Below are 12,810 nucleotides of genomic sequence, written 5' to 3'. Positions count from 1 at the left end.
AACTGTTCCTCCCTCGGATGCGGCCGCGCCCGATACATGACTGAAGAGTATGAGGACGATACGTGACGAGTAGAGAACGAGTAGCGATCATCGGCGCCGGCCCCTCGGGGATGGCGCAACTGCGGGCCTTCGAATCCGCGGCCCGCGCGGGGGCGGAGATCCCCGACCTGGTCTGCTTCGAGAAGCAGGCCGACTGGGGCGGACAGTGGAACTTCACCTGGCGCACCGGACTGGATGAGTTCGGCGAACCGGTGCATTCCAGCATGTACCGGAACCTCTGGTCGAACGGTCCCAAGGAGGCCCTGGAATTCGCCGACTACAGCTTCGACGAGCATTTCGGCCGCCCCATCTCCTCTTACCCGCCGCGACCCGTGCTGTGGGACTACATCGCCGGGCGGTTGGAGAAGACCGACGTGCGCGACCTGATCCGCTTCCAGACGGTCGTGCGATGGGTCGAGTTCGACGACGAGCGCCAGGTGTTCACGCTCACCAGCGAGCACCTTCCGACGGGCCGATCGACGACCGAGGAGTTCGACCGCGTGATCATCGCGAGCGGACACTTCTCCTTCCCGAACGTGCCGGACTTCCCCGGCATCGAGACGTTCCCCGGGTACATCAGCCACGCTCACGACTTCCGGGGCGCCGAGGCGTTCGCCGACAAGGACGTGCTCGTGATCGGCGCGAGCTATTCCGCCGAGGACATCGGCAGCCAGGCGTTCAAGATGGGCGCCCGCTCCGTCACCGCGAGCTTCCGTTCGGCGCCGATGGGCTACGACTGGCCGCAGGGGATCGAGGAGCGCCCCGTCGTGGAACGCTTCGAGGGGAACGTCGCCTTCTTCGCCGACGGCACCTCGAAGCCTGTCGACGCGGTGATCCTGTGCACCGGATACCTGCACAAGTACCCGTTCCTGCCGCACGACCTCGCCCTCGTCTCCCCGAACAACGTGTACCCCGACGGCCTGTACCGCGGAGTGGTCTGGCAAGGCAATCCGCGTCTGACCTACCTCGGCGCGCAGGATCAGTGGTTCACGTTCAACATGTTCGACGTGCAGGCCTGGTACGTCCGCGATCTGATCCTCGGCCGCATCGCGCTGCCCGAGGAGCAGGAGCGCGCAGCGTCCATCGCCGAGTGGCGTGCACGCTTCGCGCAGATCGACTCGGCTGCGGCGGAGATCCGCTTCCAGGCCGACTACATCCGTGACCTTCTGGAGCTGACCGACTACCCGGAGTTCGACATCGACCGGGTCGTGGAGATCTTCCTCGCGTGGAAGCGCGACAAGAAGGACGACATCATGGGGTACCGCGACCGCGTCTACGAGTCGGTCATGACGGGGACCATCGCCGTCGTGCACCACACACCGTGGCTCGAGGAACTCGACGACTCGCTCGAGCGCTATCTCGACGTGGATCCGGATGCCGTCGAGGCGGAGCGCATCATCGCCGAGCAGCGTCGAGACGACGACCGCGAGGCGCTCGCCGCCGTCTGACCGCCGTCAGCGTGCCTCGCCCCTCCGCTCGCCCGCGGGCTCGAGGGGCGAGGTCGGCGCGGACTCGACGGTTCCACGGCGACGGCCGACCCAGACCACGAAGGCGGCCGTCGCGACGATGATCGCCGCGATGAGGAGCACCCAGAGCGCGACGCCGCCGTATCCGCCGTTCAGGCGCGGGTCCAGGAACGGATAGGGGTACCACCACGAGTTGCCCGTCGACGGGGCGATCACGAGGTTCGCCCGGATCAGCGTGTACACGACCCACACGATCGGGAAGATCGCGGTGATGGCCACGGCGCTCCAGCCGAGCGCGCGGCGACGGGGTGCGAAGAGCAGGTCGGCGAGCATGACGAGCGGGATGACGACGTGCAGCACCTCGTTCGACCAGCCCACCGTCGACCCCTGCGGCAGCTCGATGCCGCGCAGCAGGGTGTTGTAGACGATGCCCGTGACGATCATGTACGTGCTGGCGCACACGAGGAGGAGCGCCAGCCATCGCGGTTCCGCCGTCGTGCCGCGGTGCGTGAGCGCCCAGATCGCCCCGACCGCGAGGGCGACCGCGGCCGCCACATTCGAGAGGATCGTGAAGAAACTGAAGAAGTTCGCCACGACGGTCGGCAGGTGGCCGCCCCACTCCGTCTCCGCGACGAGGGCGATCTCCAGGGTCCGGACGAGTTGCGCGACGATCGCCGCGACGGCCAGGACGGATGCTGCGAGTCGTGCGTAGGGCCACCAGGTCGTCATTTCGCCTCCGACGCACACTGTAGCGCCACACCGCCGTAGACCGCGGGACCGGTATATCGCTATCGTCGGTCCCAGCACGCAGGACGCGCATGGCGGAGGGGCAGATGAGCGACAGCGGTACAGAGCAGATCGGTGTGCACGCGACGAAGAGGCGGAGCTGGCGGGGCCGGGCGGGTCTCAGCATCCAGTCGAAGCTCCTGATCATGCTGCTGGCGGTGAGCCTCGTCTCGTCGGTGATCGTCGGCGCCATCGGATTCATCAACGGGCGGCAGTCGCTGCACGACTCGGCGGTTGACCAGCTCATCACCATCCGCTCGATGCGCGCGGCCGAGATCACCACCGCGATCGAGAGCGTCCGCCGCGACGCTTCGCTCAACAGCCGCAACCTCAGCGCGCAGAGCATGTCGGCGGCCGTGAACGCCGGATACGCCGACCTCGCCGACGTGGACCTCGAAGACAGCCGCCGCGCCGAGCTGGCGGCGTACTACGAGGACGTGTTCATTCCCGAACTCGAGCAGCGCTCCGGCGAGGAATACGGCGACACGGCCTTCATCCCCGAATCGACGGCCGGGCAATATGTGCAGCGGCAGTTCGTGACGGGCAACGAGGACTTCGACGCCGACTACGACGCGCAGCTCGAGCTCAACGACAGCGGAGACGGCACGACCTACTCCGCGGCGACCGAGCGCTACGGCGACTACTTCACGCGCCTCGTCCAGGAGGCCGGGTACGAGGATGCGCTCCTGCTCAACACCGACGGTGACGTCACCTTCTCCGCATACAAGGGCGTCGAGCTCGGGACGAACCTCCTCACCGGGCCGTACCGGGACTCTGCGCTCGCGGAGGCCTACGCGGAGGCGATGGCGACGAACTCCGTGAACACCGTCGTCCTGACCGACTTCGACCGATGGATCCCGTCACTCAACGTTCCGGCGATGTGGGTCGTCTCCCCGGTCGGAAACGACGCCGGCATCACCGGGGCGATGGCGTTCCAGATCTCCATCGACACGATCAACGACGTGATGACGGGCAAGGAAGACTGGAAGGCCCAGGGCCTCGGCGACACCGGCGAGGTCTACCTGGTCGGCCGAGACGACCTCATGCGCAGCACGGCGCGACGCCTCGTGGAGGATCCCGACGACTACGTGAAGCGACTCATCAGCGGCGGCATGGCGCCGACGATCGTCGATCGCATCGCCGCGGTCAAGGGCACCGTGTTGCTCCAGCCCGTCGACACCCAAGCGGTGGAGGGCGCGCAGGCCGGACGCAGCGGCACGATCGTCGGGCGGGACTTCATCGGCGGCGAGAGCGTCACCGCCTATGCGCCGCTCGAGATCGAAGGCCTCGACTGGGTCGTGATCGCGCGCATCGACACCGCCGAGGCTTTCGAGCCCGTGACCGTCTTCACCCGCAACGTGCTGCTGTCGCTGCTGGGCATCTTGCTCGGCGTCTCGCTGCTCTCGCTCCTGCTCGCACAGGTGTTCACGCGTCCGATCCACCGCCTCGTCGGCGCCGTGCACCGGGTGGCCGAGGGCGACCTCGACGTGCAGGTGCCGCAGGGTTCTCGCGACGAGTTCGGCGACCTCGGCAGCGCGTTCAATGACATGGCCTCGAGTCTGCGGATCAAGCAGGACCTGATCGAGGAGCAGCAGCGCGAGAACGAGAAGCTGCTGCACACGCTGATGCCGGAGAGCGTCGCGACGAAGTACAAGCAGGGCGACGAGGCCATCACCGAGGCGCATGAGAACGTGTCGGTCGTCTTCGCCGAGCTGGTCGGCTTCGACGACCTCGCGCGGGAGGTGGGCGCGGAGCAGGAGATCAGCCTCCTCAACACCCTGATGCGCGGGTTCGACGAGGCGGCCGAGAAAGCCGGTGTGGAGAAGGTGCGCACCCTGCGCGGCGGCTACCTCGCCTCGTCGGGACTGGTCGTGCCGAGGGTCGACAACATCCGGCGAGCGGTCGACTTCGCCCGCAACCTCCTCGGGGTCCTCGAGCGGTTCAACGCCCAGCACGGTACCCAGATCTCGCTCCGCGCGGGCGTCGACACCGGAACCGTCACGAGCGGACTCGTCGCGCGGACCAGCCTTGCCTACGACCTCTGGGGCGATGCCGTGAACCTCGCCTACCGTGTGCGCTCGGTGACCGGTGAGCCCGGCATCTACGTCAGCCAGACCGTGCGTGACCGTACACAGGAACTCGTCACGTATGTCGAGGCGGGGACGGTGGAGACCCAGGGCAGGACCGAGACCGTGTGGAAGGTGGTCTGATCATGGGCGACGTGTTCGCGGGAGGATGGGGCTGGTGGATCATCGGCCTCGCGGTCGGCGTCCCGGCACTCCTCGTCGTGCTCACCGAGCTGATCGGCGCGCTGACCCGGCGCGGCAACCCGGTCGCGAAGCCGCTGCGGATGCTGCGCAACTGGGTGATCCCGGTGGGAGCCCTGTTCGCGCTCCTGGTGTTCGCGATCCAGTCGCCCGCGGATCAGGTGTGGACCCGCGTCGTGGCGACGGTGTTCGGGTTCCTGGTGATCCTGCTCGTGCTCTCGGCGTTCAACGTCGCGCTCTTCGCCAACGCGAAGCCGGGTTCGTGGCGGGAGCGCATCCCCTCGATCTTCGTGGAGATCGGACGCCTCGTCCTGGTGGGCCTCGGCCTCGCACTGCTGTTCTCGTGGGTGTGGGATGCGGATGTCGGCGGCCTCTTCACAGCGCTCGGTGTCGGGTCGATCGTGATCGGCCTCGCCCTGCAGAACGCGGTCGGCGGGGTGATCTCGGGTCTGCTACTGCTGTTCGAGCAGCCGTTCAAGATCGGCGACTGGCTCGATGCCGCCGGCGTGAAGGGCCGTGTCGTCGAGGTGAACTGGCGGGCTGTGCACATCGACACGGGAGCAGGCATCCAGATCGTGCCGAACTCCTCGCTGTCCGGGGCCTCGTTCACGAACCTGAGCGAGCCGGAGGGGCCGTACTCCGCCGAGACAGCCGTGAAGTTCTCGACCGACGACCCGCCGCACGAGGTCATCGCGCTCCTGATCGAGGTGGCCGACTCGCTTCCGATGAGGCTGCAACGCGAACGGGCGAGCGTCGACTACTCGGGTGCGGGCGCGTACGCGGTGTCGATACCGGTGGCGGGTCCGGCAGACGCGTCACGTGCTCTCTCGATGTACCTCTCGTGGCTCTGGTACGCCGCGCGGCGCCGCGGCTTCGCGCTCGACGGCGACTCCACTGACCCGTTGGCCGAGCCTCAGCGGCTGGTCGAGGCCATGAACGAGGTCGCGCCGACGCTGCACCTGCGCGAGGAGGACTTCGAGGAGATCCTCCCGGCGGCGCGACTGGAGCGCTACGGCGTCGGTGAGATCGTACTGCCCAGCGGCGTGGTGCCCGACGAGGTACGTGTGGTGGTGTCCGGTCGGGCCGTTCTCGCCCTCGACGTCGATGACGGACGGGTCGAGTTCGCGAGTGCGGAGAAGGGTGATCTCATCGGGCAGACGGCCCTCACGAGGGAGCGGACGCAAGCCGTGACAGTGGCGGGTGAGATCCTCACGGTCGTGGTGCTGCCGCAGGCCACGATCGACACCCTGATCCGCACGCGCCCTCGACTGGCCGCCGAGATCGGGGAGTCGCTCGAGCTCAAGCGCACCCTGGCCGCGAGCAGGCTCGCCGAGCTCGGCATCGCGCGGGGCATCATCACCGGACGTTGAGCCGCGGCTCAGGGCGAGTGCCCGAGCTCATAGGCTCTGCCGAAACAGGATGACCCGCCTAAGGCTCATGCTTGCCAGAGGCAGAGGGCATCCCAGTCGCCAGGTGCACCGAGCGACTCGATCGTGAGCGACTCGGAGCTTGGGAAGCTCCGAAACAGAGCCGCGGCGCGCGTGGCCCAGCTGGTGTCCGGGTCGATCGCTGGGAGCAGATACGCGATCACTGCCAGCGCGCTGTACGTGCCATATACCTGCTTGGGGTGCTCTGAATTGCGTAGATGGTCGAGCGCAGGGATCTGGCCAGTCTTTGGCCTGGACGGCGCGTTCTGCAGTTTCCGGTTGAACAGCCGAGAGTGGTGAGCCGCGACATTTCGCATGTAGTTGAGGCTGGCGAGCCAACTCGCCATCAGCCTTTTCGTTGGGACGCCAAATGCGAGAGCGACCTCTTCAGCGTCCACCTGGTTCATTCCCCGGTAGAGAACGGAGAGGTGGCCAAGTTCGAGGATCTCGGTGAGTGCCCAAACGGGCATTCTGTCGTCATACTTCTCTCGGAAGTGTTCGACAAACCTCTCATCGGAGCTCGCTTGGCGAGAACTGACTCGTTGCAGCCACTGCACATGCGTGCTCGACCTCGGGTCGCGGATGTCGGTGTCGTCGGTGGTGAAAGCTGCCGTGAACCGGGTCGGATCTTCGTAGGCGAAGGCGGAGGCCCTCCCCAAGACGTAGCCGAGGCGCATCCGGACAGCCACCTCGATGCGTTCGATTCCGTCGAGAACGAGGAGCCGGAGGCGTCGATCGAAGTCGAGGAGTTCCTCGGCATTGGACAGCCGCGTGCCCGGGCGGTAGCGGCTGAGGACGCGTACGCGAGTGCGATCCTTGTCGTCGATGTACTTCTCGGACATCCGGAACGGATAGAGGTAGCCGGTGAGGCGGTAGTAACCGATCGCTGCCAAGACCTTCGCAGCGCGATTCCTATCTGGTATCTGGAGACCGTGCTCGATGAGACGCTCGACTTGCTGTTCCACGGACAACCATTTTTTCGCGTACTCAACCATGAACTCCCCAGAAAGAAAATCAGCCCGCGCCTTTCGGCAACGGGCTGATCATGATGTCTTCATCGTAGTGCAACGATGACCCCCGGGCTAGTAACGGCGGCGCGTATATCGGACGTTCCGTGCGTGCGGCCGCGATCTTCCTGATGCCGCGGTTCGTGTTGTGGGGTCAGGTTCGGCGCCCCCAGCGCAGTCGGGTGATGAGCACCCCGAGCAGACAGAGCGCGCCGCCCAGGAACATCAGGGGAGTGGGCACCTCGCCGAGGATCGCCCAGGACATCAGGATCGCGATGGCCGGAACGACGTACGTGGTCGCCGAGGTCTGCCCCGCGGTGCTGCGCTGAAGCACATACGCCCAGGTCGTGAAGGCGACGGCGGTGGGGAAGATGCCGAGGTAGACGACCCACAGCGTCGCGTCGAGGGGAGCGGTCTGGAGTGAGTCGACGAGGCTGCCGACCCAGGGCAGCAGCGCGATGGTGCCGACACCCGCACCCAGCCAGGTGAGAGTGGTCGGGTCGACGCCAGAGGTCAGCAGGCGCTTCTGCACGAGGGTGCAGCCCGCGTACATGACGGCGGCGAGGAGCGCGAGCAGCAGGCCGGTGATGTCGGGTCCGGCGCTCGTGGAGGAGTTCATGCCGATCAGCACGACCCCGAGGAAGGCGATGGGCGCACCGATCACGAGCGGCTTCGGGAAGCCCTCGCGCAGGAACAGCCCGCTGAAGACCACGACCATGAGCGGGGCGAGGTTCACGACCATCGCCGCGGTACCGGCGTCGAGGGTGAGCTCCGCGCTGTTCAGGGCGAGGTTGTAGACGCAGAACCAGCCGATGCCCCACACGGCGATGAGCAGCCAGTGCCGACGCTCCGGGGTGCGGATGCCGTGGCGCACCGCGATGATCGTCAGCACGACTGTGCCCACGGCCATGCGCAGCAAGGCGAGTGCGCCGGGGTCGTAGTGCGGCCCTGCACCACGGATGCCGATGAACGCAGACGCCCACAGCACCACAGTGACCAGGGCTGCGACGAGCACGAGCGCCCCCTGCTTCGAGGGTGTGTCGGTGCTCGCGCGGAACCCGGGATCGCCGGATGGGGCTGTGGCCATCCTTCGATCCTGGCAGGGCCCTCCGACATCGGTCGACCGTTCGAACGGCCATCCATCGACGCTTTCCCGCCGGAGCGGTCGCGGGCGTGCGAGGAAGGGCGTCCGACCCCTCCCGATAGGATGGGACCGCCCGAAGAGGGCCAGCTCATCGGCCGGTGCGAACCCGGCGAAAGCCAGGGGGTTACCCATGCCAGGAATCGTTATCGTCGGCGTGCAGTGGGGCGACGAAGGAAAGGGCAAGGCCACCGATCTTCTCGGTGAGCGCACCGACTGGGTGGTGAAGTTCAACGGCGGCAACAACGCCGGACACACCGTGGTCGTCGGCGACGAGAAGTATGCGCTGCACCTGCTGCCGTCCGGCATCCTCTCCCCGGGCGTCACCCCCGTGATCGGCAACGGCGTCGTGGTCGACCTCGAGGTCCTCTTCTTCGAGCTCGAGGCGCTCGCGGCGCGGGGTATCGACATCTCGCGGCTCAAGGTGAGCGCGAACGCGCACATCATCACGCAGTACCACCGCACGCTCGACAAGGTCACCGAGCGCTTCCTCGGCAAGCGCATGATCGGCACCACCGGTCGCGGCATCGGCCCGGCGTACGCCGACAAGATCAACCGCGTCGGGATCCGCGTGCAAGACCTGTTCGACGAGAACATCCTGCGCCAGAAGGTCGAAGGCGCCCTCGACCAGAAGAACCACCTGCTGGTGAAGATCTTCAACCGCCGTGCGATCACCGCAGATGAGGTCGTCGAAGACCTGCTCTCGTACGCCGAGCGGCTGCGGCCGATGGTCGCCGACACGGGGTACCTGATCGCCCAGGCACTGGATCGCGGCGAGGTCGTCGTGTTCGAGGGCGGCCAGGCCACGATGCTCGACATCGACCACGGCACCTACCCCTTCGTGACTTCCTCCTCGGCGACCGCCGGGGGGGCGTCGACCGGCGCCGGCGTCGGTCCTGGCGCGCTCGACCGCATCGTCGGCATCGTCAAGGCCTACACGACCCGCGTCGGCTCCGGTCCGTTCCCGACCGAGCTCTTCGACGAGCAGGGCGAGTGGCTGCGCAAGCAGGGCTTCGAGTTCGGCACCACGACCGGCCGTCCGCGCCGTGTGGGCTGGTACGACGCGCCCATCACGCGCTACGCCACGCGCATCAACGGCATCACCGACCTCGTGCTCACCAAGCTCGACATCCTCACCGGTCTCGAACAGATCCCCGTGTGCGTCGCCTACGACGTCGACGGCGAACGGTTCGACGAGGTGCCCGTCAACCAGACCGACTTCCACCACGCGAAGCCGATCCTGGAGTACTTCCCCGGCTGGAACGACGACATCTCCGTCGCTCGCACCTTCGAAGATCTGCCCCAGAACGCGCAGGACTATGTGCTGGCGCTCGAGAAGATGAGCAACACGCGCATCTCGGTCATCGGCGTCGGCCCAGAGCGCGACCAGGTCATCGTCCGTCACGACCTGCTCGACTGACCCGGCACTCCATGACGCGATTCTGGCTCGGCGGGTACGGCGCCGGCATGGACGGTTCGGCCGATGGCATCGGTCTGCTCGCGGGGGATGAGGGCCGGGAGGCCACAACTCTCGCCTACCGTGGTGCGGCTGCCGAGGCGCCGTCGCCGTCGTGGTTGGCGCCGCATCCGACGCTCGACGTGGTCTACGCGGCCCTCGAGGGCGACGCGGCAGTGCAGGCGTTCGTCCGCGCGGGCGAATCGGTGCTTGCACCGCTGGGGGCGCCCGTGCCGGTCGGACAGTACGTCTGCCACATCGCGGTCGCCCCGAACGGCTCCGCCCTCGTGGCCAGCTGCTACGGAGATGGCCGTGTCGTGCGGTTCGACCTCGACGCAGAGGGCCGCATCCTGCCCGCGAAGCCGGATGCGGCAGCGGCCCTCCGCGCGGCACTGTTCGGTGACGACGTGGACCCCGACGCCCCTGCACCCACTCCCCCGGGAGACGGTGTCGCCGCAATCGACCCGTATGCGGCAGGTGGCGACCGGGCGTCGCACGCGCACGCCGCGGTGTTCCTGCGCGATGGGCGCATCGCCACGACCGACCTCGGGTTCGACCTCGTGCGCTTCTGGCGGCAGAGCGGCAGCGGTCTGGTGCTCGACCACGAGGTCGTGCTCCCCCTCGGCACGGGTCCGCGTCATATGGTGCTGCACCCCAGCGGCCACCTGCACGTGGTCACCGAGTACTCGTGCGAGGTGTTCACTCTCGCGGAGGCGCCGGATCGCACGTGGAGTGTCGTGTCGTCGACCCTGTCGAGCCCGATCGCCCAGGTCGGCACCGACTTCCCCGCCGAACTCGCACGTACGCGTGACGGGCAGTTCCTCTATACGGCACTGCGCGGCAGCAACACGATCGCAGCACTGCGGGTGCGCGGCGGCGGCGAGGCGTTGGAGTCGGTGGCGCTCGCCGACTCCGGTGTGGACTGGCCGCGTCATCACCTGGTGCACGAGGGCAAGATGCTCGTCGCGGGGCAGCGCTCCGACACGATGACGCTGCTCGACCTCGACGAGCGTACGGGCGCGCCCCTCGGCATCCGTCATGAGGCGCAGGTGCCGACGCCGACCCACTTCCTGCCCGTGCGCTGAGCACAGCCGAAAGCAGCGCTTGACCTCAACCTCACTTGAGGTTCTAGCGTCGTCACCATGACGACGGAGACCGGACAGGTGACGACGCCGGGCGCGGCCGCACCGCGCATCATGAGCAGTGACTACCTGTGGATCACCATCGGCGCGTGCGCCCTCGTGTTCCTCGGGGCGTTCGAATCCCTGGCCGTCACCACGGTGATGCCGACGGTGAGCGCCGACCTCGGAGGTGAGCGGCTCTACGCCCTGGCGTTCGCGGGACCGCTGGCGACCGGAGTGATCGGCATGGTGTTCGCGGGCAACTGGGCCGATCGCCGCGGACCTGTGGCGCCGTTGTACACCGCGGTCGCGATGTTCGTCGTCGGATTGCTGATCGCGGGCCTCGCGCCGAGCATGGAGGTGCTGGTCGCCGGACGGTTCGCGCAGGGTCTCGGCAGCGGCGGTCTGATGGTGGCCCTGTACGTCGTGGTCGCCCGCGTCTACCCACAGGAGCTTCATCCCGCGATCTTCGCCGGGTTCGCTGCGGCATGGGTCATCCCGTCGCTCATCGGACCCACCGTCGCCGGAGCCGTGACCGAGCTCTGGAGTTGGCATTGGGTGTTCCTCGGCGTGGTGATCCTCGTGCTCGTCGCGCTGCTGATGGTGATCCCCGCGCTCCGCGGCCTCGCGAACGAGGGGGACGCGACGGCGCCGTGGGCGTTCGGCCGACTGGGATGGTCGGTGCTGGCGGCGGTCGCCGTGCTCGGATTGAACCTCGTCGGTGACCTCCCCGGTGTCGGTCCGGTGCTCGCCTTCCTCGCGGTCGTGGTCGCGCTCATCGCCGTGCGGCCCTTGGTCCCGCGTGGGACGTTCCGTGCGCGTCGGGGGCTGCCCTCCGTGATCCTGGTCCGCGGGGTGACGGCGGCCGCGTTCTTCGGGGCGCAGGTGTACCTGCCGTACCTGCTCACCGACCGCTACGAGCTCTCGCCGACGCTCGCGGGGCTCGCGCTCACCGGTGGCGCGCTCGCCTGGTCGGCCGCCGCGACGATCCAGGGGCGGATGGGCGCTCGGCTGTCCAGCGTGACGGCGGTTCAGGTGGGCACGGTCCTGGTGCTGGTCGGCATCGTGCTCACGGTCGCGACCGCCGGCTTCGGCTGGGGCGCCGTGATGGCGGCGGCGGCCTGGGTGGTCGCGGGGGCGGGGATGGGACTGATGAGTCCGCGCACGAGTGCACTCACGCTCGCGCTGTCTCCTGCGGAGGATCAGGGATTCAACAGCGGTGCCATGACCGTCGCCGACTCGTTCGGCAGCGCGTTGGCCCTCGCGGTCACCGGGACGCTGTTCACCGCGCTCGCCGGTGCCGACCCGTTCCTCGGCGTGTTCGCCCTGGCCGCGGTCGTCGCCCTCGCCGCGGCCGTCCTCGCGCCGCGTGTCCGTGTCGCGGCATCCGGCTCCGATGGAATGAGCGGGCGTGGATGACAGCAGCGCCGTGATTTGCGCGTCGATGGCGGCATCCGTACTCTGGTGAACGGTGTTCAGGTGAACACCGTTCAGGAAGGATGAGCGATGCCCGCTTCGACCCGCGACACCAGTGCGACCCTCGGCCGAGTGGCCGTGTTCGCCGCCCTCATCATCGTGCTCGGTGCCGTCGTCGTCCCGCTGCCTGGCGGCGTGCCCATCACCGGACAGACCCTCGGCGTGATGCTCGCCGGTCTCGTGCTGGGTCCCCGCGTCGCGCCGTGGTCGATCGCGATCGTGATGGCGCTCGCCGCCGTCGGGCTCCCCGTGCTGGCGGGCGGTCGCGGCGGACTCGGTGTCTTCGTCGGACCGACCGTGGGCTACATGATCGGCTGGATCGCGGGCGTCATCGTGATCGGGCTCCTCATGCGCACCGGGCGCTTCACCTGGTGGCGTACCGCGATCGCAGCCCTGGTGGGCGGTGTGCTCGTCGTCTACGCGTTCGGCATCCCGGTCCAGGCGTTCATCATCGGAGTCCCGCTCGACCTCACCGCGCTGTCGAGCCTGGCCTTCCTCCCCGGCGACCTGATCAAGGTGACGGCGGCGACCCTCGTGGCCATCGCCCTGCGCCGCGCCTACCCGCGCGCCTTCGCCGACACCCGCCCGGTCCCGCAGTCCGCCACGGCCTGACCCCGCCCCCTC

The 12,810-nt window shown here is 68.0% G+C and carries 10 protein-coding genes; 7 read left to right on the top strand and 3 right to left on the bottom strand.

Annotated features, from left to right (window positions below):
- The first annotated feature begins 62 nt into the window (after positions 1–62).
- Positions 63–1,487, top strand: a complete 1,425-nt coding sequence (locus AB0E56_RS02485) for an NAD(P)/FAD-dependent oxidoreductase (protein ID WP_359796494.1) — start codon at positions 63–65, stop codon at positions 1,485–1,487.
- A 6-nt stretch (positions 1,488–1,493) separates the two neighbouring features.
- Here AB0E56_RS02485 and AB0E56_RS02480 read toward each other — a convergent pair whose 3' ends face one another.
- Positions 1,494–2,234 carry a Pr6Pr family membrane protein gene (locus AB0E56_RS02480; protein ID WP_359796493.1) on the bottom strand — a complete coding sequence of 247 codons (741 nt, stop codon included), beginning with the start codon at positions 2,232–2,234 and terminating at the stop codon, positions 1,494–1,496.
- A gap of 104 nt (positions 2,235–2,338) precedes the next feature.
- Here AB0E56_RS02480 and AB0E56_RS02475 point away from each other — a divergent pair, with 104 nt between their 5' ends.
- Both AB0E56_RS02475 and AB0E56_RS02470 read left to right on the top strand, forming a co-directional pair.
- On the top strand, positions 2,339–4,501 hold the full coding sequence (locus tag AB0E56_RS02475; protein WP_359796492.1) for an adenylate/guanylate cyclase domain-containing protein: 2,163 nt from the start codon (positions 2,339–2,341) through the stop codon (positions 4,499–4,501).
- 2 nt (positions 4,502–4,503) lie between these two features.
- On the top strand, positions 4,504–5,928 hold the full coding sequence (locus AB0E56_RS02470; RefSeq protein WP_359796491.1) for a mechanosensitive ion channel domain-containing protein: 1,425 nt from the start codon (positions 4,504–4,506) through the stop codon (positions 5,926–5,928).
- Between the two features lie 65 nt (positions 5,929–5,993).
- Here the strand turns inward: AB0E56_RS02470 and AB0E56_RS02465 are convergent, their stop codons facing one another.
- Together AB0E56_RS02465 and AB0E56_RS02460 are read right to left on the bottom strand one after the other, a co-directional pair.
- Positions 5,994–6,980, bottom strand: coding sequence for an Abi family protein (locus tag AB0E56_RS02465; RefSeq protein WP_359796490.1), 987 nt, complete (start codon positions 6,978–6,980; stop codon positions 5,994–5,996).
- Positions 6,981–7,146: 166 nt separating this feature from the next.
- The gene (locus AB0E56_RS02460; RefSeq protein ID WP_359796489.1) at positions 7,147–8,079 is read right to left on the bottom strand and encodes a DMT family transporter; all 933 of its coding nucleotides are present in this window, start codon (positions 8,077–8,079) and stop codon (positions 7,147–7,149) included.
- Between the two features lie 187 nt (positions 8,080–8,266).
- On the opposite strand from AB0E56_RS02460, the gene AB0E56_RS02455 reads away from it, so the two are divergent.
- The 4 genes from AB0E56_RS02455 (at position 8,267) to AB0E56_RS02440 (ending at position 12,798) form a co-directional block, all read left to right on the top strand.
- Positions 8,267–9,553 carry an adenylosuccinate synthase gene (locus AB0E56_RS02455; RefSeq protein ID WP_359796488.1) on the top strand — a complete coding sequence of 429 codons (1,287 nt, stop codon included), beginning with the start codon at positions 8,267–8,269 and terminating at the stop codon, positions 9,551–9,553.
- Between the two features lie 11 nt (positions 9,554–9,564).
- The gene (locus tag AB0E56_RS02450) at positions 9,565–10,674 is read left to right on the top strand and encodes a beta-propeller fold lactonase family protein (protein ID WP_359796487.1); all 1,110 of its coding nucleotides are present in this window, start codon (positions 9,565–9,567) and stop codon (positions 10,672–10,674) included.
- A gap of 57 nt (positions 10,675–10,731) precedes the next feature.
- The gene (locus AB0E56_RS02445) at positions 10,732–12,129 is read left to right on the top strand and encodes an MFS transporter (protein ID WP_359796486.1); all 1,398 of its coding nucleotides are present in this window, start codon (positions 10,732–10,734) and stop codon (positions 12,127–12,129) included.
- 87 nt (positions 12,130–12,216) lie between these two features.
- Entirely contained in the window at positions 12,217–12,798 is a 582-nt protein-coding gene (locus AB0E56_RS02440; protein WP_359796485.1) for a biotin transporter BioY, read from the top strand.
- Positions 12,799–12,810: the final 12 nt, after the last annotated feature.

Origin of the sequence: Microbacterium sp. NPDC028030, from assembly GCF_040637855.1 — a bacterium.
Taxonomy (GTDB): Bacteria; Actinomycetota; Actinomycetes; order Actinomycetales; family Microbacteriaceae; genus Microbacterium.
This window is presented reverse-complemented; position numbering and strand designations above follow the sequence as displayed.